We start from the raw sequence: 20799 nt of genomic DNA, 5'->3' as shown, positions 1-20799 counted from the left end.
GTCGATGACAAGAAGAAACGCCGAGTTCTTACTCGTCGACCCGCTGATTTCTGTTATTGTGCTGCTGCCGTGGCATAGTTACCTATATTCTACCACCTCTAGCAGCTTTCTACTAGTGTTAGACGTCTTCGCGCTTATTGGGATGATTGTTTTTACGAGGATTACGAGCTGCGACGACGCGCAGATCCTCATGCGTATCGAATTCATCGATAATTTTATGCCCGAGCAATGCCTCCATCACATCTTCAAGGCTGATAACTCCAACTGTTTCGCGGAATTCGTTGATAACTACAAAAAGATGGTGGTGAGTGCGAATAAACGCGGCCAGGGCATGCGTAAGCGATTGATCTTCATGAATATAGAACACGCGAGGCTCCATAGTTTTTTCAACCGAACCAGATCGCTTGCCGCTATCAACGACTAATAAATCTTGAATGTAGAGCATGCCTACCACATGATCAATGTCACCATCCGTGACAGGAAATCGACTATGGCCGGTTTTGTGAAGATCATCAAGCACCAGTGGACCGAGGAGTTCTTTTTTACTGATGCTGTCTATCATGCCCCGTGGCGTCATTATTTCTTTTACCCTGCGATCACCAAAAGTGAGACCATTGACAATATGCTTGCGCTCTTCTTGAGAAAGTACTGCCCCAGCTTTCTCAACAAGATGAAGCAGCTCTTCCCTTGATTCAAGGCGAGCTTCTGTTTCAGCAGGAAGAGCAGTGCGGATGAGATTAAAAAGTTTAGGGTATTTTTCAACAAGACTCAAAATAGGCTCTTCTATCCGAGAGTAAAGTTTTTGGCTCTGACGATTAATCGCCCCGATACGGGCAAATGCGTTGTACTCAAGCGCAATTACCACCGATATAACGACACCGATCACCCAGCCGAAGGCACCTACGCTAAAAAGCACGATGAGCACAAGGAGCATGGCACACACGACCCGCTGTAAAGAAACAACCCCTGCCAAGAGGGTCTCCCGCCTGAAAATACGTGCCGCTTCACGATCACCTGCTTTCCGCCGGCGCTCGAGTTCGAAGTGGCTCATGCTGGGACGTCTGGGCATAACACCGGCAATTAACACAAGAAGCACTACGAGTAATACGCAGGCAATCGTCATGACAATAAACATATGCTTATTGTACCTTAGTTTTCCTTGCTTTTCACATCAGTTTTCACCTATAATTAACGGAGAAACGGAGAAACGACAGTGAGTAAAAAAGCATGGATTATTTTTGCCGTTATATGTGTTGCGGTACTAGGGGGACTCGTTTATCTTTCGAGCAAGGACCGCGTGGATGTCAGTAATGTCGACGCAGGCGCGCTTCAAAATGGAAGTGATAAAAATGGAAACATCGGCGACCATATTTATGGGAAAAAAGATAGTAAAGTGGTAATAATGGAGTACGGGGACTTCCAGTGTCCTGGGTGTGAGTCTGCCTACCCTACCCTAAAAGCCATCAGCGAAAAGTATAAAGACCAAATTGCCTTTGTATTCCGTAATTTCCCACTTACTGATAAGCATCCGAACGCAAAAGCGGCAGCGGCAGCAGCTGAAGCAGCCGGACTACAAGGCAAGTATTGGGAAATGCACAATCTTCTTTACGACAATCAGTCATCTTGGGAAAATCTCGATAGCACCAAGCGAGTCGATTTCTTTACTGATTATGCAAAGCAGCTAGGCTTGAATGTTGCCACCTTTACACAAGATCTTACAAGCACTAAGGTGAGCCAAAAGATTGCTTTTGACCAGGCTTTGGGCCGAAAAGCAAATGTGACCGCGACTCCAACTATTCTTCTTAATGGCAAACAGGCCAATCAATCGGTATTAAACGGCAAAATCGTGGAGGCTAATACTAACGGAGCTCAGCTCATCTGGACAGATACAACAGCATTCGATCAACTGTTAGTCGTTCCTCTTCTCAAGGAGCATAATATTTCACTTCCGACCGCGACATAATAATCGAATAATCGCACTAAAATAAAACACCCCGGTGCCTTGGGGTGTTTTTTGATAGTCTTTTTTCGGGGGTAAACTCTTAGACGTAGGTAATCCTAAAAGAGTTACTTTTTTGTGCTCTAGTGAGCGATATACAGTTGCCATTCGGCAGGCACCACATCCACTGCAATCTTTTTGCGCCTTGATGGCACAAATTCGATAGCTATTGGCATGTGAAATTGTACTCCTTGTACTATATGCAGCCCTGCGTACTTCGACCTTTACAAATAGTTTTGTTTAATACGTGTTTTGACACAGGACACATAGAAAATAGTATCAAAGGCATATACACACGTCAAGTATAGCACCCTAAACGGGTGGGACTATACTTTAGTATAAGCGATATAGCCAGAGAAGAGCAAGGGCTATTTTGTAGATAAATCGACAACTATTAAATTAGCCTTTAGAGAGTCTTTCTTGCGTTGGTTGGGCACGATAGAGTACTATTTAAGGAAAAGAATAGGGACCATTCTAAAACAATCATGAAACTACCATCCTCACTCCCCTTCATTAGCCCTGTGGCGCTCACGGATATTCTATTTCGAAAGCACACGAAGCGAATAGAGCTGTTTCTTGATCAGCCCCTCGAAAAACGCGTCACTCTCCTCAGGGCTGTAACGCCAAAAGTCCGTAAGGATGTCGTTCGACACATCCCTGTCGATGATCTGGTTACTATTCTTGAAGTAGTTGATCCCGACGAAGCAACGGACATCCTTCAACTCCTTACTCCTCACAAACGAGAAGAGGTACTGCAAAAACTAAGTGAAGAACTTAAAAATTCGCTATCAACCCTGCTAGAATTCGACCCTGAAACGGCGGCCGGCCTCATGACACTCGACTATATCCAGGTTGATATCGGTGACAATATCGAAGACGTTGCCAAGAAATTCAAAGCGCACGAACGCAAAACAGGTCGCCCCCCTGTTATCCTTGCCATGGAGAAGAATAAACTAGTAGGATTTTTACCAGGTCATGAGCTTGGGTTTGCAAAAGCAAGTGATGCGATTCATAACCTCGTTAAACATCTACCATCAATTTCGTATGCCGCTACTCATGACCAAGTGCTTCAACTCTTTAGGGCTCACCCCCATAATAAGGTAGCTGTACTTAATGATACCGGTAATATTATTGGAATTATTTATTCTGACGATGTGCTGAAATTACTTCAAGAGCAAGAGTCGGCTTCGCTATACGACTTTGCTGGTATCACTCAAGAAGAAAGCGTTACCGACACTGCTAAACATAAGGTACAAAACCGATATCGATGGCTAATCATCAACCTCGGTACGGCATTTTTAGCAGCTTTTACCGTTGGCCAATTTGAGGATGTGCTGAGCAAATATGTACTTCTCGCTATTTACATGCCAATCGTTGCCGGAATGGGCGGAAACGCCGCCACCCAAACACTTGCCGTATTAGTGCGTGGTATCGCATTAAAGCAGATTGAGCTCCGAACAGCTTGGAAGACACTCCGCAATGAGCTTGGATCGGGTCTTATTAATGGTCTTATTAATGGCGTTTTAGTTGCTGCGGTAGTGCTAATTATTAATCACGATATTAAGATCGCTATTATCCTTGCCTTGGCAATGGTGGTTAACTTATTAGTTGCGGCATTTTTTGGAACGCTCGTGCCCCTTATTATGTCGAAGTTAGGTAAAGACCCGGCATCCTCAGCTACGATTTTCATCACGACGGCTACCGATGTGCTCGGATTCCTTTCTTTCCTTGGTCTCGCCACGATGATACTCGGCGTGTAAGTAAGCTATACTAAATAACATGAGTGATATTCTCGAAAATACAACCAAAACACCCGGCGAGATGAGTGTAAAAACCTTAACACACGAAGGAGTTACTTGGATTGACGTTGAAAATCCCAGCTGGCAAGACCTTAGGGAGATTGCGACCAAATACCACTTGCATGACCTACAGATTCAAGAATTTTTTTCAAAACAACAAATGTCACAAGTGGAGATTGAGAAGGAGTATATTTTTTCACTGCTTCATTTTCCTACCTATCAACCCGAACGTACCAGGGTTGAGATAAATAAGGCAGGTATTTTTTTGGGTAAGAGCCACCTTATTACCATACATGAGGGTCCGGATCGTAAGATGCGTGAACTTTTTGATAGTTGCGAGCAAGAACCCGGGGAACGTGCGCATTATTTTAAAAATTCTTCGGCACACTTACTTTATTCGATCATTAATGAACTGCTAGGCGAGGTGCACGAGATAGCGAGCGTCATCAATCAAGAACTCGACGCTATAGAAGGCAATGTGTTTGATAACGAGACGTCTGATGCATATCAGATCGAATTGTTGCGGCGAAAGATTTTACGCATACGACGCGTTGTAGCGACACTTAAAGAAGTTCTCGGCGACCTGGCCGCAAGTGTCGGCTCCTTTGCTGAAGAGAACGTCATGCCCTATTACGCGAGTAATGCCAGGGCAGCCAAAAAGCTATGGGTAGTGCTTGAAGAAGCGCAGGAAACGATTGAGATCTATAAGGACGCTGATTTTACCACCAGCACCGAAAGGACTAATGAGATTCTCGCCATCCTGACGATTATCTTCACCTTTGGAATACCTGCCACGGTTATCGGCACATTTTATGGTATGAACATTCCGCTTCCTGGCGGAAACGAGACTGGCGCCTGGACGTTCCTGGGACAGTACACTACGTTGATTGTTGTTGGCGTTGCGTCCACTCTGCCTGCGCTTGTGATGTTTTGGTTTTTCAAGAAACGAAAATGGCTTTAGTAAGAGAAGGTTTTTGGGCACACATAATAAAGCGCCCAAAAACCTTCTTGCTGACAGTTATGGCCAGAGCGATCTGACATGCTCGTGCACGTCCGTGACGTAAAACTCTCCCGTCCTCAACTGGCGGATGACAAGGAGAACACTCGCTGGACGCTGCTTCATGGTGCCCGCCAAACGACGAGTCATAGCCCGCACCTCAGGGGTTTCGTAGGCATAAACTCGTTCGACACAGGCAAACACGTCGTCCGCATCGCCGTTAGCCAGCTTGACGCGATGCATAGGGTCGTTCGCTCGCCCACTGTGAATCACGAGGTCATATTCACCACTCAGCGGACAAACGAGCGTTAGGTAGAAGAGGTGCTCAGCGCCTAATCTACCTACGGTAAGCATCTGATCGAGATGCTGTTTCAAGATCCTCTGATCCGGTTTGGGAACAGTACTCACTTTACCTTATCCTGTCTGTCGTTTAGACTGTCGCTTCACTATACTACAAACCTACACATACTATGGTCAATGGTGCTTTTGCTTAATTTAATAACCCTTCGCATACGGAAGGGTTATTAAATTATTCTCCTGGTGTTTGCATAGGTGACGCCGACTTGAGCGTTCGTTCTTTTAAGAACAGAGTAAGTATCCCTGCACCAAGCATAATGCCTGAAGTGATCGTAAATATTTGGTGAAGACTCGTTGAGAAAGCCTGTATGATTTTATCGTTATATGCTCGCTGCTTATCTTCAAAATCCTTCGTGATTTTTTCCTTAGCGACACTTGGCAGCGGTTTATCTTCGAGGCTCTTTGTAAGACCATCGGATACCTTTGCTTTAGCATCAGGAGTATTGAGGTTAAGAAGCGTATCAGGATCATTGACATTGGTAAGCATCTGACTCGCTGCCGGCGATTGCTTCAACGTTTGAATGTATGGGTCGTTTGACATGTCGCCAAGCACGTTGGTAATACCAATCGTGAGCATGCTTCCAAAAATTGCTACGCCGATAGTTGAACCGAGACCCCGGAATAACTGATTGGCACTGGTTACTACACCGAGATACTTTTGCTCGAATTCATTCTGGATTGCAACGTTGAGTAGTGGCATTGCGGCACCAAGTCCAGCTCCGATAAATACCATTATGATGGCTTCCTGCAAATAGGTGCTTGATGGATTTAGCGTCAGTAAGGCACCGATGGCGAGCGTACCAACCGCGAATCCGGCGATCATGAAGCGTTTGTACTTCCCTGTTTTAGAGACAACTTGACCCGAGGCAATACTCACCACCATAAGTCCGGCGATCATCGGTAGCAGCATCAACCCGGATTGTGTTGGTGTTGCACCGAAGACCTGTTGATTGAACTGCGTGAGGTACAGAATGGACCCGAGCATAGCAGCACCCACAAGTGTCGCAATGGTCATGATAAGTAAGAAGTTATGATTCTTAAAGAATTCAAGGCGAAGAATTGGTTCTTTGACACGACGTTCTACCAGGATGAACCCCGTGACAGCCGCAGCAACGATGGCAAGCATGATCGCTCGAAGTCCAAGGAGACTCATACCGGTTGCATCAAGGAAGTTGGCAAAGATCTTATCCGTATTATCAACCGCGAGTACAAGGGTTGCAAGAGCAAGTGCCATAAGTCCAGCACCTAGATAGTCGATACGTGGTTTTGTTTCGTGCTTGAGCGGAGGACAAAGGATAGCAAGGATCGCAAGCGCGGCGATGCCGACAGGAATGTTGATGAAGAATGTCCAGCGCCAATCTGTTGTAAGACCAAAAATGGTGTGAGGTTCCGTTAAGAATCCACCAAGTAACGGTCCTATGATTGAGGCAACGCCAAAGACAGCACCGATCATTCCTTGCCACTTGCCACGCTCGCGAGCCTCAAAGAGGTCACCTATGACCGTAAAGGCATTTGCCGTGAGAATACCACCTCCGATACCCTGAAGGGCGCGGTAGGCAATAAGCTGCTCTATACTGCCACTCGTTCCGCTAAGAAACGAGCCGACTGTAAAGATAAGTACACCGATCATGAGCATGGTGCGACGACCAAACATGTCGGAAAACTTACCAGCAATTGGTGTCGTGATTGTTGTGGTGATAAGATACGCGGTAACAACCCACGCAAGCGACGAGAATGAGTTGAATTCTTCAACGATCTTACCAAGGGCGGTTGAAATGATTGTCTGGTCAAGGGCCACTAAGAAAAAGCTGGCCATAACCGAAATCATGATAATAAGCTTGGCTCTTAAGCCTAGGTGATGATGCATAGGTTCGTCTACTCCTTATTGCTATTTTTTATTGATTGGAACGTTTCGATTTGCGCGGACATGCTTTGCACCATTTCCTGCAAGGCCTCTTCTTTCAGAAGACCGAGAAAACCACCATCTGGCGCACCAATAACATATAACCGATCCCCTTCTTCAATACCCATTTCTTTGCGGGCATCTGAAGGAATCACGATCTGGCCTTTTGAGCCAACCGTTGCTGTGCCGTAGAGTTTTTTATGGTAGATGGGGTTTTTGCTCATAAAATATTCCTTTTTGACTATTGTATACCAAGTATGAAAAGTATGTCAAGTATGAAATTTTTTACTCTTTCTTAAATGTAATAAGGAGTATATTATTTCTACAAGGCTAAGGAGACTACTATGGCAGACACACAGAGCGCCCGGGGCATATTGATGGTGCGCCCCATCAGTTTTGGCTTCGACCAAGAAACCGCACGATCAAATACGTTTCAACACAGATTACCGATCGGCAAAGGCAGAATGCGCGAGCAAGCCTGTAAAGAATTTGACGCAGCCGTTCAGTCGCTTCGCAATCATGGGATTTCCATTACTGTTTTCGAAGACGGTCCACTCCCTGAAAAACCAGATGCGGTATTTCCAAATAACTGGTTGAGTATGTGGCCTGATGGCACTGTTTATCTTTATCCCATGGCAACCGAATCGCGGCGTGTCGAGCGTTCTCGGGCCGCTCTCAATCTTCTTACGAACCAATGGCAGATTACACATGTCGAGGACCTTTCTGTGCATGAAAAGGAGGGATCATTCCTTGAAAGTACGGGCGTAATGATCTTTGATCATATTCATAAGATAGTGTACGGATGTCTTTCTGTGCGGTGTGATGAAGCGCTGTTTCGCGCGCATGCAATAGCTCTGGGATACAAACCATTTTTATTTCGGGCAGTCAATGAACTCGGTACACCTATCTACCATACAAACGTTTTGATGGGCGTACAAACGAAAACTGCGGTCGTATGTATGGAAAGTATTAGAGATTCCGGTGAGCGATCCACGCTTGAGGAGTTGCTTGTTAATTCGGGACGTACTGTCATTACCATTTCTTATGATCAGATGAACTCATTTTGTGGAAACATACTTGAAGTGCAAAATAAATCCGGTGAACGATTTGTTGTGATGTCACAAAAAGCATACGATACCTTTACGCGTGAGCAGCGCGAACAACTCTCAAAAAGCGGAGCACTCCTTCCTATCTCCATACCTACTATCGAAATTGTGGGCGGCGGAAGCGCACGCTGTATGATGGCTGAAATTTTTTTGCCAGAAAAGCAGACTATTTAGCGGTTTGCGCAGTTTCAAGAAGTTCGGTGTGAAGGCCAGCTGCGCTCATAGCATCAACAAACGCCTTCATGTCTTGTGCGAATTCTGGCCGAAAGTGCATAAGTACGATATCACCTGGTCGCAGCTTATTGCCTACCTGGTATTGCATCGCTCCACCGTTCGCTTTGGCGATCCAGGTAACCACCGCGCGCATACCACAGTCAGCAGCGGCTTTTCGCATAGTGTTTGAATATGTACCGCCTGGAGGGCGAAAGAACGTGGGACGCCTACCGTAATGTTGCTGGATATAATCTGCCATGCCGCAGATTTCATTCTTTTGCTGTTGGTAGCCTTGGATAATAGTCATCCTCGTATCATGACCGAGTGTATGGTTTTCAACAATAGACCCTTGAGCGGTAATTTGTTTGAAGAAGTCCGGGTCATTGGCAATAAATGCTTTCGATAAAAACAGACTGGCTTTTATGTTATTTTTGGCGAGAATAGCAACTACCGATGGATCCTTAAACGCACCGTCGTCAATTCCAAGAAACACGACTTTCTGCTTAGTAGGAACGTTCGTAATAACCGGCGCCATGCCATCAACAATCGGCGGCAATGTAAAATCTGGTGTATACCCGCTCGGCGATACGGGTGTATGAGAGAGAGGTTTGGGGATTATCGTGAGTTTATGCGCGGGTCTTTCTGGTAATTTTGTGCCATCACCAGCAGGACGCGAGAATTCCCAAATAACTCCGCCCATTATTAAAAGTACTGCAATAACACTAAGAATGATGTAATGGTGTTTAGCGGGGCGGATCTTATCCATACTACCTACCATACTCCGCTCTTAATGCGGCGACAATCTAGTTAATAATCCACCGATAACGAGCTCAGGCTCCAAGGAGTTGCAAAACGTGATATATCACGAAAACAGGCCAAACGATAGCTTTAAGCAATGCCAAGATTACTTCCCAGAAACCTCCAGTAGTATGCTGGACAAAATAAATTGCCGAACCGATAAAAGCCAGGAAGAAAATAAACCCTATAGGTGCCTGATTAACTACTCGTACTGTTTTTTTATCGCCTGAAATCATATTGTATCTCCTTATGCTAGTAACTATACTCTTTTCCACAGGTTTTTCACAAATAGCTAACGCTTTTTAAGGAAGTAGTATCCAAAACCTACTCCAAATACAAGACTAATAGTAACAATAATCCAAAAGGTGTAAGGGTAATCACCTCCCGGAATGGCGACGTTCATGCCAAAGAGTCCCGCGAGCATCGTTGGAATAGTGAGCGATAGCGTAATAACCGTAAGAAGGCGAATTGTTTCGTTAAGGCGAGTGTCCATGACAGCACGGTATGAGTCACGCACATTTGTAATGGTACGGAGTAGGCTTTTGCATCGCGCAATTAATTGCTCAACATCGATCGAAAGTCCTTCTACCAAATCTTTGTCGTCCTCATACAAACGAAGCAACCCCCCACCAAGAAGATTCTCAAGCGCCGTATTTGTAGGAATAAGGGCATCCAGATAATCGTTTAACTTTCGTTCGTACTGAACGATCGCGCCAATATCCTTTGAGTGAAGATTTGTGACATCACTTGTAGCCGCGCGCATTTGCCGGTTGATTGATGCCACGCGTGTTTGGTACTGCTTAGCGATGGCGTCGATCATGATCAAAAATAACTTGGTTTGCTGAGTGGTAGGTGCGTTGTTTTTATCAATGAAAGGCTGCCAAAAACGGCCAAGCGAGTCGCGGCTGACCGTTACTAAATACTCGCCACCAAGAGCAAAAAGAATCGGCGCTGTGAAGTCGTTGAAATTATCATCCGCACCCGGCAGTCGCGTTATAAAGTATGTCCAGCCAGAATCGAGCTCTACACGTGGGATCTCATGCGGGTCTAGAGTGTCAACAAGAATTTCTGTGTCTAGACCCCAGGTTTTAAGCTGCTTCAATTCATCTTCGTTCGGCTTTTCACACCGCACCCAGCTACCTGGCTGGAGTGTTTCTTTTTCTTTGAGGACGGGCCGGTAATTAGTCGAACGAAGGTAGCTTATCATATTTCTATGATACCACTCTCTGTTTTTCTCTTTTGCGTAAGTCTCCAGAGATCCCGCAGAACGGCCGCGCGATTATGAGAGAAGTCTCTTAGTAGCTCTGCTCATCATAGTGCGGGAAGCCATCATGCTTAAAATGAGCCTCCGGTAGACCGTTCGCTTTTAGTTCTTCACCTAATTTTTCCACCATTTGCTCGGGCCCGGAGACATACACGAGTGACTCGTTCAAGTTCGGCTCTAGCTCTGTGAGTTTGCTAACGGTAAGTGGCTCGCCTATCACATACTTTATTTTCAAATTCGGATCTTGCGCCATCCATTGATCAAACTCTTCTTTAAAAGGCACATCTTCAGTACGTAGGCCGTAGATAAGGGTAGCATTTAGCGGTAGTCCATCGTGAGCACGCTGTTTTAAAATACTGTGATACGGCGTAACACCGATACCGGCAGCAACGAAAATTTTAGTAAGGTCTGAATCTTGCCAAACGAAATCACCCTCGGGGCTCTCAATTAATTGAAGTGTGTGTCCTAATTCCAACTGGGACAATGCTTGCTTGAACGTACTTCCCGTGATGCGAGTAGAAATTTGCATAACACCCTCGTATGGCGCAGCGGAATTTGTAAACCATCGCTTTGTTCCTTCTTCATCAGGATTCTCGTGCGGAAGTTCTACGCGTATATATTGCCCCGCTATCCACACAAATGGCTCTTCGGGTTTGAAACGAAAAATCCAGATATTGTCAACGAGGGGGAACTTTTCAACAAGCGTCAGCAACATACTAAAAATCTTCGATAACGAGCTTTTTCATTTGCATCATGTTAGCAAACGCATTTGGCCGCTTCATGAGCTCACCTATATTTTCTGGTACGACTTGCCAGCTGAGACCAAACTTATCCTTACACCAGCCGCATTGTTCCGCTTCTGGAACACTGGAAAGTTTTTCCCAATAGTAGTCGATTTCCTCTTGGTCTTTACAGGTGATTGCAAACGAGACGGATTCATTAAATTTAAACTCTGGACCCGCATTGATAGCCGTGAATCGTATGCCATTTAATTCAAAATCAATCGCGAGTGGCTGACCGGCTAAATCTTTTTGGAAATCAGCCAACCCCTCTTCTTCGCTATTTGGGTAATTTTCTGTTGAAATAATTTTGCTGTCAGGAAATACCGAAAGATAAAAATCCACGGCCTCTTTAGCGTTTCCATCAAACCATAAGTTTGCTGTAATTTTTTGCTGCATTACTATCCCCCTCCGCTTTTGCTGTTCTTCTCATTATACATCAGTAATGCAAGGCAGTTAGCTTACCCAATTCTTGTGAAGCCGGGGTTTTATAGTCATGTCGTCTATGAACATAGTCATAATGTCGTCTTCTGTCATACTGGCCGCTATACTTTTCTCGCCAGGAACCCCAAGATAATCTTTCTCCACCCACCATTCACGCAGTTCTTTTTCGCCGAATTCGTGCGCGTTCGGCTTCGAATTATGCCTCTTTGATGTCTCGTCGATGGAAATATCAAAATAATAGACGTGCGACATGCCATCAAAATCACCAATGAGTTTTTTGAGCGTCTCGCCGTATCGTTGACTTACAAAAATACCCTCAACAATAACATCAAACCCTATTTTATTGCCATACATAGCAAGATCATATACTAGCCGGATACTGGGATTGCCCGGTTTGTCGCGTACCCTGAGCATTTCACGCCTCACAATATCTTGAGGGATGAGCATGGTTTGATACCCCATTTCCTTCTGAAGCCGCTTGGCAACGGTAGACTTTCCGCTGCCTGAATTCCCTCTGATAATAACTAAGCGCTGCATACTTCTTATTGTATGTTCTTTACGACTTCTGGCCTATGATGTCGTGGACCATTTGCATGTAGGTGTCGGCGGCCCCGCCTACACGAGCCAAAAACTCTTCTTTTGACATCCAATCGTAAGAATCATGCTCCCAGCTGATAATAATTTCCGGCCGCTCGTTTACGCGGGTGGTGTAAAGATGATATACCGTACCATGATGAGAATAATTTGCACCGGTGTATACGTGTTTCACTTCTTGCGGATTCACCGTAACCCCTGCCTCTTCAGTCACTTCGCGGAGCATTGTCTCCAGCGGTTCTTCTCCTTCCTCAAGCGTTCCACCGGGAAGATCCGGGTCATTAGGAAACGTAGGGTGGTCACTTCGCTTCATAAGAAGATAGTTGTCATTTTGGTCGATGATGATCAGTTTGGCGACTTGTTTCATAGCCTAATTATTATACCCGAAAGTCCGGATGGTAGATATTGGCTCGTTATATTAGGGGATCTTTGAGTCTGCCGCTTTTTGCCAAGTCAGGGTCGGTACATGCCGCCAAGTTAAAGCAGCATGGCCGACGTTCACCAGATTGCATCTTTGACATAGACACCTCGACTCGTCGTGCCCGTGTTTCCATAACGCTTGTGGCGTTTACCCATCGAATCCATTCCCATCGAGCCATTGGCGTAATGTCATGCCAAAGTTTTTGGACCTTGGTAGGAGCGCTAGCTAAAGCTTTCGAGAAATCAGTTGGTATCTTTGGCTCTGGCCAATCTTTACTTGGAGAAATTTCGAGCTTTACCGTATCACCAGATTCAACACCGAGAGTTTTTTGCAAATTTTTACTCACTTTAAACCAGTGGCCCCATCGTCCATCCGGTTCCAGAACTTGCGCTAATTCGTGTCCTTTGATTGCCCCCCGTACCATAACTTGCCCGCGCGACGGAAGCTGCTCGCTCGCCTTCTCGGGCAATCGCAGAATGGTCCACCTGCCGATCGTTTGCAACGTGGCTTTAAACCTAATTACCGGAACATCGGAGGCGATTTTTGTCATATATTTACTATAGCAAAAGAGTGCCGATGTAAAACTATGACTTACCGTTTAGGTACTTGCCAGCAACACTGAGGGCAAATGAGGACAAGATAATAAAGACATTCATAGCCAAGAGCCTTATGAGGACTTCGCCCAAAGCAGAATCTTGCTTGTCTGGCCCCGACCCCGTTATAACAACCAAAATACCAAGGATACCGAACGTGATTGAGGCGTAAATGAATACTTTTGTAGCTATTTTTTGCATGGTTTTAGTATAGCATTTTATTGACATCCAAAAAATTGCGAACACAAAATGTCTTCGCTATGGGGTAAATGGTTTCCACTGTTCTGAATCGTCTGTACGATATTCACTGCCCACGAATATCTTCCAGGTTCCTAATTCGCCGGGAATCACTATGCCCCCGTCAAAACCTTCGCGCTCTTCAAGCCACGCCCTAAGTCCTTCAGCACGACTACCGGCGCTATTGGCTGTTTCCCCGCTTTTAGTATCTACAACCCATGTCTTACCCCTCGTTTTAATAAACCAATCGGGATAAAATAATTGTTCTATCTCGCCGTCCATATATGGCACAGCGAAGTAGAGGCTTCCGTGATCACCATTTTTATGCCACCACTCTACCTCTTCATTATTATCAATGAAGCGCAGGAAAGCTTCTTCATTTTTTCTTCCTTTGTAATCTTTGCCAATATAAAAACGGTCGTATACGTTACGTTTTACATCCAGTTCTTCACATAAGTCCGTGAAGCGGTCGCTAGCAGCAGGTACCTCAATACTTACTATGCCACGCTCTCGATTTTGCTCTGCCTTCTGGACAATTTCATTGACACGAATTGGTCGATAGTTCCATAGCGCCTTACGTATAATTTCTAGAAGGATGCTATGACCACCTTTTTCGGCGGCTAGAAAGTCATTTATAATCACCTTGTAGTAGTTGGCACGATCTAATTGCGTATTATTACTGAACCAAACATTTAATGCTGACTTTAGCGGCCCCCATGAACGAGTAGGCGCATACTTCATTCGTGTATCTGTCTGTTCATTAATAATCTTAAAGCAATAGAGATTGTAGAGGCGTTCTACATCATGGAGAGATATTTTTTGCGCTTGGGTGCTACCCTCTGCTTTTAGCTCGGTCACAAAGTTGTCATAGTCATCTATTTCCACACCCGTGATGATGTCACTTGTAATTTCCGGTGTGAGATTCAGGCCTTTCGCCTCAATCTGGGCAATGCGTTCACGAGTGTCAAATGAATCCTGAATATCAAAAAAATCATTGGCTATGTGCTTAAAAACTTGCTGAAATGAATCACCTAAGTCGTTGTAATCACTACGTACCGAGTTAGTACTTTCCAATACTAAGGGTTTGATATGTGCTTTGCGTTTAGATTCATAAATCGTTGGCCGGTTCTCACCAATACCGTTTTTGTCATAGGTAGCTACTATCTCATTACGCTTGTAGTTAGTATAGAGATAGCCTAAATTGAGAGCCGGTTCGGTAAAGTGCCGTGCCAAAGGCATGCGCAGAATGCGCCCTACTGTTTGTATAGCAAATGTAGCGTTTTTGATCTCACGAAACATTACAAGTACGCTAGCGCGCGGACAGTCCCATCCTGTGGCCGCCGCCTGCTTAAATAATAGAAATGCCACAGAAGAGTTGTTCTCACGCACCGTAGAAAGGTTTAGTGTCTTATCCTTGTCTAACCAAACCGCAATCTCTTCATCCGTAACACCTTTATTCTTTAAGAATGCCACCACGATATCACGTTTACTCGTACCAGTCTCCACGCTTGCTTGATCATCATTCGGTAACTGTATTAGCACCAGGGGATTAATATTTTCGCCAATATCTTTGTAAAACTGTAGAAGCTCTAGACGTTTTTGCCATGCTAGTTCAAGTAGTATCTCGTCTTGATTGGTTTCCGCACCTGTAAACTTACGTAGGTCTTCTTCGGTCTGAAAGATAATCTTTTCTTTAATAAGTCCACTCTCTACCACGTCTTCATGCGGTACTTCCACAGTCATTGCGCCCGAATTCTGCGGCGTAGCAGATACACCAATAATAATACGCGGCCTAATAACATTCTGAATTAGGTCGCTTGCCAATACGGTATTTGCAGCTAGATGCTCTTCATCAATAATAAGAATTACTTCGCGACCTTTATTGTGTGTATTCCTTATATACGTATCGAAGCTTATTGTAGTATCTCCATCTACTCGTAGACGACGGTTTTCAGCAGAGCGACTTACTAGCTTTTCCCAATTTACGAAGAATACTGCATTGCGCGGCAATACGCCATCACGCAAATCATTTATATCGAGTAGTTTGTTTTCACTTACACCGTCATAGTACTCAAGCAATTTATCTTTACTTTGCTGAGCTAAGGATCCTTTAGTAATCCATAGAAATGCTACGTCTGCATTTGTAAAGCGGGGCTCGCCTGTTAAATCACGCAAAAACTGCGCCATCATTGTCGTCTTACCACTACCTGTTGGGGCTTTGAGGATTAGGTTTGCACCGCGCGTTTCACTCTTCCACAGCATAAGGAAATTATCCTTCATCTTAGACACGGCAGCTTCCTGGAATGGTTTTAAAACTATCATTATTTAGTAATCTCCCTATACAGCTCAATCAACGGCTCAGGAATATCCTCTACACTTATTTTTTTACTAGCATACTCTCTGCCAACGTTCTTGCCCCATCCAAATATGTATAGCTTTACATGTTTGTCTTGAGTATTTAGTTTGTCTATATACTCCTGAATGCGAGTCTTATCTTCGCGGTAGTAAATAGCAGTAACCTGTATGTTATTTTCGTATGTTTGCCAGTAGTCTGTTTGCTCTACTTGATCAAATGAATTTTCATGAAGGGCAACCATTACAGCCATCTCTTTTGCAATCTCTAGTCTGTCTTTATCGGTAAGACTGTCAAGGTTATTGGTATTTACAAAATCCGTCTTGTAATAACGCAGTTTGGCAGGAATGCCCTGTGTGCCTGAATACCCATTAATGACCCTATCGATACGCTCATATGTAATATTTTCGGCAATACCATTTTCATTATTTGTGCCTAGTATGAATTGACGTTTGCCACCATCTTGGGCATTTAGTTGGAGGACGGCATGACCTGTTGTGCCACTACCCGCAAAGAAATCTAAGATTATGCCGTTTTTATCTGTGGCAATCTGGAGTATGCGTTTTATAAAAGGCAGTGGTTTAACTGTATCAAAAACTTGTTTGCCAAATATTGTTTTAATCTCATCGGCGGCGTTAGCGGCGTTTGAAGTATCAGCCCAGACCGTTTCCGGTACAGAGCCGGTATGCTCGGATAGAAAGAGTTTTCGATATACTTTGTCACCCACAAAAACGAGTCTATCATCTCTATCAAGCTCAAGCATTCGTGACTTCGCAAAAAGCCATAATCTTTCGCTAAAAATCTTACCATTTTTTGATATGAACTCGTAACGACTACCACCCTGAGTGCCCCTAGCCCAGGCGCCTAATAGCCTGTACGCTCCTCGAGGATCATTGTCTGGATTCCTATAAGCTTTTTTCGTTCCTTCATCCATATTGATCTTATTAAGAGTTGGCGCATTTTTAATACGACTATACACAAGAAGATACTCGTGACTTTTGCTAAAATATTTAGCCGAATTATCCCTACCGCGTTTACGCTGCCAAATAATACTTGTGATAAAATTCTCTTCGCCAAATATCTTATCGCACAAGATTTTTAAATGGGCATATTCATTGTCATCAATACTTATAAAAATCGTTCCCGTACTGGCTAGAAGGTTCTTCGCCAAGCGCAGACGATTATCCATAAAGCTCAGCCACTCACTATGCCTGTAGGGGTCTTCTTTATCTACATAGTGATCGTTATAGATAAAGTCTTTATTGCCCGTATTGTAGGGTGGATCAATATAAATTACGTTTATTCTACCAGCATGAGTGTAATTGAGAACGGAAAGTGAATGATAATTATCCCCTTCTAATAGTAGGTGTGTCGGGTCACCTTCATCAGCCTTTGCGATTGTTTTCTGTGATACTTCCCGGAGCACCGGCACCCTTGTTCTGCAGTCTATAGCAACTTGTTCTTCTTTGGGGTTCCAGACGAGTCCAAACTTTGTATCCTTTTGAAGTTGACGAATGTAGGAGATCAGCTCCTCTTTTGTGTATTCATCTAATTTTTTACTCATAATATCCCCATTTGCCAGATTCAGAATTTTTATAACCTTACACCAATATCGCTCTTATAGCCTCACGAGATCCCGCCCCCGGATACAGAGAGTATTCGATCGTACTTTTTCAGCTCTTCGCTTTAGCGTGAGATATTCAGGGAGTTCATCACCCGCCATATAGCATTATTGTATAATAACTCATCAGAACGTGGAAGTTTAGAGATACACATGAGCATTAACTGAAGCACAAAACAAAAGAAGCCATCCTCTACGGGATGGTTCTTTCAAATAATTTCATGGCTCCGGCGACTGGGCTCGAACCAGTGACCTATTGGTTAACAGCCAACCGCTCTACCACTGAGCTACGCCGGAATACTTAGGGTATTATACGGGTAAAACTGCTATTTGGTCAAGAGAGAACTATCCTATGTAGCGGACATCGTCGGATGAGAGCCTGAGCAGGCCTTCGTCGTGACGACGTTGATCAAGATAATGCGAGGTGAATCCGACTGAGCGACTCAATACAAAGAGTGCGTTGAAGAACTCGATATCGACAAGTGTACTAAGTTGCTGCTCGGTGTAGCCAAGTTCTGACTCTAGGATATCGAGCATGATGGCCGCAATAACCCCATCGACGTTAAGGATAAGATTGTCTTTTTTTGCCGTCGTCACATCCGCAACCGAGAGGGCAAATACAAGGTAACGGTCACTATTCTTATTTTTGGCAAATTTCCGAAGCGCACTCACACGAGGATCGGGCGAATCAATTCGGTATTTTTTGTGACCGATACCCGGAATAGCCTGGCCGATGCGAGCAAAGCTCTCTGTAAATTCGGCAGCGGTTTTTTCGTTTTTCACACCATCGAGCCAGTTACCCGCAGCCGCATTGATGGCGCCACCGAAGCGAGGACCGATAGTAAGCAGACCTGCCGACAGGCTCGAGACCAAGTCCTTGCCTGCTCGGGCGGCTACGATCGTATTGACTGCCCCAGAAACATACGGACCGTGGTCGACGAGTAGGCGCAGAACATAATCGGTAAATTCGATGGCGCGTTTTGATTGGACGTGTTGACCAAGCAGCAGCGAAAGGACCAATGAGGCAATACTTTGCGATTCGATCGTTGCAAGAAGCGCGTCGCCTAGTAGCTGCGTTTCGCCACTTCTATCTCCAGAAATATGGCTGACGATAAGGCTCCGACGTCGCGGGCCGATTGTTTGCTCCGAGGGCTCGAATCTGCCACCATATTTTCGAAGATTCTTTGCTACATCGCCAAATGAATTACAAACGATGGTTCCGCTTTTTTTCAAAATTGCCTTCTTCGCACTGGCAGATTCGTCTTGGTTGCCCGCAAGTGCTTTAGCGTGACCGAATTGCGGCGGTGTCTCAAACAGCTCCGCGACGCTTCCGGCGATATATGCCACAATATCTTTCTTTAGCTTGCCAGCACGCTGCAATTCAGCAATTTTATATTCATCATCGCCGCCTAATTCGCCAAAATACACGATGCGCTTGGTAGCCGGATCGGCTTCTGCCAGCAGCATCGCCTCAGCTGGGCTAGTAAGCGGATAGCGATCACCCCCAAGGGCCAGGGCAAATGAAACGCCGAGCCCGGACGAGGTAACAGTATGAATGAGTTCATTTACAATTCCACCGGATGTTGATACTACAGCCGTATCCCCTGCGGTAATAATGCCTGCATCGGTAATGCGTGCGTGTTGTGTGCCGCCGATAGCACCTAGTTTCATGACACCCGGTACTAACAAGCCTACTGATGATGGACCGACTAAAAGCACATCACGAGATTTTGCTAAATTAAGTAGCTCAAGCGAGTGACGCTCGGGTGTTTGCTCGGCAAAAATAGTCGCAACTTTTACATTAGGCAGCACCTCAAGCGCCTGCTCGATCGACGAAAGCACGCGGCGAGCCGACTGAAAATTCACGATGGCCTGACATGCGTCGCGCTCTTCTTGTGATAATTTTTCAAGATTTGGAACAACCGGAATGATGATTTCGCTCTCACCCCAAAAATAACGCTCCTGTTTGCGGCCATTTGCCACGATGGTCGTAATACTTGGCCTTTTCTTTCCTACTAAATAATCGTGGTCGAGGATCGACTGAATGATACCAGCATGAGAACCCAAGCTAATTACTTGGATGTTTTTCATTGAGCGAAGTTTGGCAATCGTGATCATGACGTGAACTCCTTTAATGCCTTATCTAGCGCATCAGGAATGCTCGTGGAAGGGTCGTAGACGCCACCATAAATCCCTAAAGATTTCAGGCATGCGGTCATGTTTTTCAAACCTTCTTCTTGGTTTGGCCCGCCGCGACGCACGTAAACCGTTAGGTTCTGTTTTTGGAGCTGTTTTGCTTTTTCGTTCAGCGCATTAATCACCCCGGCAAAGGTTGCCGCAACATCTGTAAAGTTAGCTACTGCTCCGCCGATAAAAAGAATTTTTTTAGGAGCACGCGACGCAATGATAAGATCAAGTACCTGTGACGCATATTTATACGCCTCGTGAAGTGGCGGGTTACCGCTATATTCGCCGTAATTGGCAAGCATTTTCCCTAGACCTTTATTATAGACTTCGTCGGCAATCGCAACGCTTGCGCCGCCCCCAGAAAGAAGCAAAAAGATAGCGCCATTGGGATTAAGCACACTAAGGCTAAAAGAAGAAGCGGACTTCTTGTCGAGCTCGTGTATAACCTGCTCCTGTTTGGTCAGAATAGCCGAGTCACGGATGTCCTCGCCCTTCCACGTTGTTGTAAAATACTGACCAGCATCATCCACTTCGATCGCACTATCGAGAACTGTAATAGTGCCGTCCGCTACAAAATAGGGATTAATCTCCATAAAGGTAAGATGATTATCGGGTGCGGTAAAAACGCCGATAAGTGCGCGAAGTGCCGTCTCCTCAATCGCCGTTTCTCTCGAAAGCGCTTGGTAATTAAGCACGTTGTCTAATTTCACAGTCGTTACGCTGCCAGGGTTAGATTCGATATCCACACCGCCTTTATCACTGTACGAAAGTGTTGCGCCCTCTCGGGTCTGGGCCATCGAAATGTATCGTTCAGCGCCGCTCTCATGCGTCACAAACGGTTCAACAATAAAATACTCATAGCCGCTTCCAGCCAACTTTTTGATACTTGTTGCAATAGCATTTCGTTTGACATCCAGAATTACAAGCCCCTTTTTAAAGCGGCCTTTGATAGCTTGATCGACTTTTATTACATATCGACGATCATCCTGAGGTATTTTTGCACTATCCCTATCCCTGGAAGGTAAGTGAATTGGCCACCCCTCATAAGGTATTCCTAAAGCTTTGGTAATGATTTGTTTGGCGCGGTATTCAGAAAGTTTACGACGGGGCACTAGTAATTTCCTTTTTTCTTCT

The 20799-nt window shown here is 45.0% G+C and carries 21 protein-coding genes and 1 tRNA gene; 4 read left to right on the top strand and 18 right to left on the bottom strand.

Annotation, left to right across the window (positions count from 1 at the left end; all coding sequences use genetic code 11):
- Positions 1-118: 118 nt before the first annotated feature.
- Positions 119-1135: a CBS domain-containing protein gene (locus tag VFH06_01520; protein ID HET6746766.1), complete on the bottom strand. Its 1017-nt coding sequence runs from the start codon at positions 1133-1135 to the stop codon at positions 119-121.
- Between the two features lie 78 nt (positions 1136-1213).
- On the opposite strand from VFH06_01520, the gene VFH06_01515 reads away from it, so the two are divergent.
- The 3 genes from VFH06_01515 to VFH06_01505 all read left to right on the top strand — a co-directional run bounded on the left by VFH06_01515 (position 1214) and on the right by VFH06_01505 (position 4759).
- Positions 1214-1963: a thioredoxin domain-containing protein gene (locus VFH06_01515; GenBank protein HET6746765.1), complete on the top strand. Its 750-nt coding sequence runs from the start codon at positions 1214-1216 to the stop codon at positions 1961-1963.
- Positions 1964-2484: 521 nt separating this feature from the next.
- Positions 2485-3759: a magnesium transporter gene (locus VFH06_01510; protein HET6746764.1), complete on the top strand. Its 1275-nt coding sequence runs from the start codon at positions 2485-2487 to the stop codon at positions 3757-3759.
- 19 nt (positions 3760-3778) lie between these two features.
- Positions 3779-4759, top strand: a complete 981-nt coding sequence (locus tag VFH06_01505; GenBank protein HET6746763.1) for a CorA family divalent cation transporter — start codon at positions 3779-3781, stop codon at positions 4757-4759.
- A gap of 57 nt (positions 4760-4816) precedes the next feature.
- Here the strand turns inward: VFH06_01505 and VFH06_01500 are convergent, their stop codons facing one another.
- From VFH06_01500 to VFH06_01490, 3 genes are all read right to left on the bottom strand, one after another.
- A complete protein-coding gene (locus VFH06_01500) occupies positions 4817-5170 on the bottom strand; it encodes a hypothetical protein (GenBank protein ID HET6746762.1) in 354 nt (117 codons plus the stop codon).
- A gap of 154 nt (positions 5171-5324) precedes the next feature.
- On the bottom strand, positions 5325-7019 hold the full coding sequence (locus tag VFH06_01495) for an MDR family MFS transporter (protein HET6746761.1): 1695 nt from the start codon (positions 7017-7019) through the stop codon (positions 5325-5327).
- Between the two features lie 8 nt (positions 7020-7027).
- Entirely contained in the window at positions 7028-7279 is a 252-nt protein-coding gene (locus VFH06_01490) for an AbrB/MazE/SpoVT family DNA-binding domain-containing protein (protein ID HET6746760.1), read from the bottom strand.
- A 120-nt stretch (positions 7280-7399) separates the two neighbouring features.
- Here VFH06_01490 and VFH06_01485 point away from each other — a divergent pair, with 120 nt between their 5' ends.
- The gene (locus tag VFH06_01485; GenBank protein ID HET6746759.1) at positions 7400-8335 is read left to right on the top strand and encodes an arginine deiminase-related protein; all 936 of its coding nucleotides are present in this window, start codon (positions 7400-7402) and stop codon (positions 8333-8335) included.
- On the opposite strand, the gene VFH06_01480 is transcribed toward VFH06_01485, so the two are convergent.
- From VFH06_01480 to VFH06_01415, 14 genes are all read right to left on the bottom strand, one after another.
- On the bottom strand, positions 8328-9140 hold the full coding sequence (locus VFH06_01480; GenBank protein HET6746758.1) for a polysaccharide deacetylase family protein: 813 nt from the start codon (positions 9138-9140) through the stop codon (positions 8328-8330). The two genes, VFH06_01485 and VFH06_01480, sit on opposite strands and share 8 nt — an antisense overlap.
- 64 nt (positions 9141-9204) lie before the next feature.
- On the bottom strand, positions 9205-9408 hold the full coding sequence (locus tag VFH06_01475; GenBank protein HET6746757.1) for a hypothetical protein: 204 nt from the start codon (positions 9406-9408) through the stop codon (positions 9205-9207).
- A 56-nt stretch (positions 9409-9464) separates the two neighbouring features.
- Entirely contained in the window at positions 9465-10379 is a 915-nt protein-coding gene (locus VFH06_01470) for a magnesium transporter CorA family protein (GenBank protein HET6746756.1), read from the bottom strand.
- An 88-nt stretch (positions 10380-10467) separates the two neighbouring features.
- Positions 10468-11151, bottom strand: a complete 684-nt coding sequence (locus VFH06_01465) for an FAD-dependent oxidoreductase (protein HET6746755.1) — start codon at positions 11149-11151, stop codon at positions 10468-10470.
- 1 nt (position 11152) lies between these two features.
- A complete protein-coding gene (locus VFH06_01460) occupies positions 11153-11614 on the bottom strand; it encodes a VOC family protein (protein HET6746754.1) in 462 nt (153 codons plus the stop codon).
- A 57-nt stretch (positions 11615-11671) separates the two neighbouring features.
- Positions 11672-12196 carry an AAA family ATPase gene (locus tag VFH06_01455; GenBank protein ID HET6746753.1) on the bottom strand — a complete coding sequence of 175 codons (525 nt, stop codon included), beginning with the start codon at positions 12194-12196 and terminating at the stop codon, positions 11672-11674.
- Positions 12197-12215: 19 nt separating this feature from the next.
- Positions 12216-12620 carry an NUDIX hydrolase gene (locus tag VFH06_01450; protein HET6746752.1) on the bottom strand — a complete coding sequence of 135 codons (405 nt, stop codon included), beginning with the start codon at positions 12618-12620 and terminating at the stop codon, positions 12216-12218.
- A 46-nt stretch (positions 12621-12666) separates the two neighbouring features.
- Positions 12667-13224 carry a YdeI/OmpD-associated family protein gene (locus tag VFH06_01445; GenBank protein ID HET6746751.1) on the bottom strand — a complete coding sequence of 186 codons (558 nt, stop codon included), beginning with the start codon at positions 13222-13224 and terminating at the stop codon, positions 12667-12669.
- A 34-nt stretch (positions 13225-13258) separates the two neighbouring features.
- Positions 13259-13468 carry a hypothetical protein gene (locus VFH06_01440; protein ID HET6746750.1) on the bottom strand — a complete coding sequence of 70 codons (210 nt, stop codon included), beginning with the start codon at positions 13466-13468 and terminating at the stop codon, positions 13259-13261.
- Positions 13469-13525: 57 nt separating this feature from the next.
- On the bottom strand, positions 13526-15826 hold the full coding sequence (locus VFH06_01435) for a DEAD/DEAH box helicase family protein (protein HET6746749.1): 2301 nt from the start codon (positions 15824-15826) through the stop codon (positions 13526-13528).
- Complete coding sequence (locus tag VFH06_01430; protein ID HET6746748.1) at positions 15826-17421, bottom strand: site-specific DNA-methyltransferase; 1596 nt, start codon at positions 17419-17421, stop codon at positions 15826-15828. Before VFH06_01430 ends, VFH06_01435 begins: the two co-directional genes overlap by 1 nt.
- 279 nt (positions 17422-17700) lie before the next feature.
- A tRNA-Asn gene (locus VFH06_01425) sits at positions 17701-17775 on the bottom strand.
- A gap of 48 nt (positions 17776-17823) precedes the next feature.
- A complete protein-coding gene (locus VFH06_01420) occupies positions 17824-19596 on the bottom strand; it encodes a citrate/2-methylcitrate synthase (protein ID HET6746747.1) in 1773 nt (590 codons plus the stop codon).
- Positions 19593-20777 carry an ATP citrate lyase citrate-binding domain-containing protein gene (locus tag VFH06_01415; GenBank protein ID HET6746746.1) on the bottom strand — a complete coding sequence of 395 codons (1185 nt, stop codon included), beginning with the start codon at positions 20775-20777 and terminating at the stop codon, positions 19593-19595. The genes VFH06_01420 and VFH06_01415 overlap by 4 nt, the downstream gene beginning before the upstream one ends.
- Positions 20778-20799 lie beyond the last annotated feature (22 nt).

This window comes from Candidatus Saccharimonadales bacterium (assembly GCA_035697325.1).
Taxonomy (GTDB): Bacteria; Patescibacteriota; Saccharimonadia; order Saccharimonadales; family Saccharimonadaceae; genus JALRBM01.
Note: the sequence above shows the minus strand (reverse complement) of the source record. Positions and strands in the feature narration are given on the sequence as shown.

What these genes read in the sequence shown, in the direction of transcription:
- VFH06_01460 (HET6746754.1), bottom strand. Translation starts at nt 11,614, where the DNA reads ATGCAGCAAAAAATTACAGCAAACTTATGGTTTGATGGAAACGCTAAA.
- VFH06_01470 (HET6746756.1), bottom strand. Translation starts at nt 10,379, where the DNA reads ATGATAAGCTACCTTCGTTCGACTAATTACCGGCCCGTCCTCAAAGAA.
- VFH06_01455 (HET6746753.1), bottom strand. Translation starts at nt 12,196, where the DNA reads ATGCAGCGCTTAGTTATTATCAGAGGGAATTCAGGCAGCGGAAAGTCT.
- VFH06_01510 (HET6746764.1), top strand. Translation starts at nt 2,485, where the DNA reads ATGAAACTACCATCCTCACTCCCCTTCATTAGCCCTGTGGCGCTCACG.
- VFH06_01485 (HET6746759.1), top strand. Translation starts at nt 7,400, where the DNA reads ATGGCAGACACACAGAGCGCCCGGGGCATATTGATGGTGCGCCCCATC.
- VFH06_01495 (HET6746761.1), bottom strand. Translation starts at nt 7,019, where the DNA reads ATGCATCATCACCTAGGCTTAAGAGCCAAGCTTATTATCATGATTTCG.
- VFH06_01420 (HET6746747.1), bottom strand. Translation starts at nt 19,596, where the DNA reads ATGATCACGATTGCCAAACTTCGCTCAATGAAAAACATCCAAGTAATT.
- VFH06_01435 (HET6746749.1), bottom strand. Translation starts at nt 15,826, where the DNA reads ATGATAGTTTTAAAACCATTCCAGGAAGCTGCCGTGTCTAAGATGAAG.
- VFH06_01430 (HET6746748.1), bottom strand. Translation starts at nt 17,421, where the DNA reads ATGAGTAAAAAATTAGATGAATACACAAAAGAGGAGCTGATCTCCTAC.
- VFH06_01520 (HET6746766.1), bottom strand. Translation starts at nt 1,135, where the DNA reads ATGTTTATTGTCATGACGATTGCCTGCGTATTACTCGTAGTGCTTCTT.
- VFH06_01475 (HET6746757.1), bottom strand. Translation starts at nt 9,408, where the DNA reads ATGATTTCAGGCGATAAAAAAACAGTACGAGTAGTTAATCAGGCACCT.
- VFH06_01480 (HET6746758.1), bottom strand. Translation starts at nt 9,140, where the DNA reads ATGGATAAGATCCGCCCCGCTAAACACCATTACATCATTCTTAGTGTT.
- VFH06_01505 (HET6746763.1), top strand. Translation starts at nt 3,779, where the DNA reads ATGAGTGATATTCTCGAAAATACAACCAAAACACCCGGCGAGATGAGT.
- VFH06_01440 (HET6746750.1), bottom strand. Translation starts at nt 13,468, where the DNA reads ATGCAAAAAATAGCTACAAAAGTATTCATTTACGCCTCAATCACGTTC.
- VFH06_01445 (HET6746751.1), bottom strand. Translation starts at nt 13,224, where the DNA reads ATGACAAAAATCGCCTCCGATGTTCCGGTAATTAGGTTTAAAGCCACG.
- VFH06_01490 (HET6746760.1), bottom strand. Translation starts at nt 7,279, where the DNA reads ATGAGCAAAAACCCCATCTACCATAAAAAACTCTACGGCACAGCAACG.
- VFH06_01465 (HET6746755.1), bottom strand. Translation starts at nt 11,151, where the DNA reads ATGTTGCTGACGCTTGTTGAAAAGTTCCCCCTCGTTGACAATATCTGG.
- VFH06_01450 (HET6746752.1), bottom strand. Translation starts at nt 12,620, where the DNA reads ATGAAACAAGTCGCCAAACTGATCATCATCGACCAAAATGACAACTAT.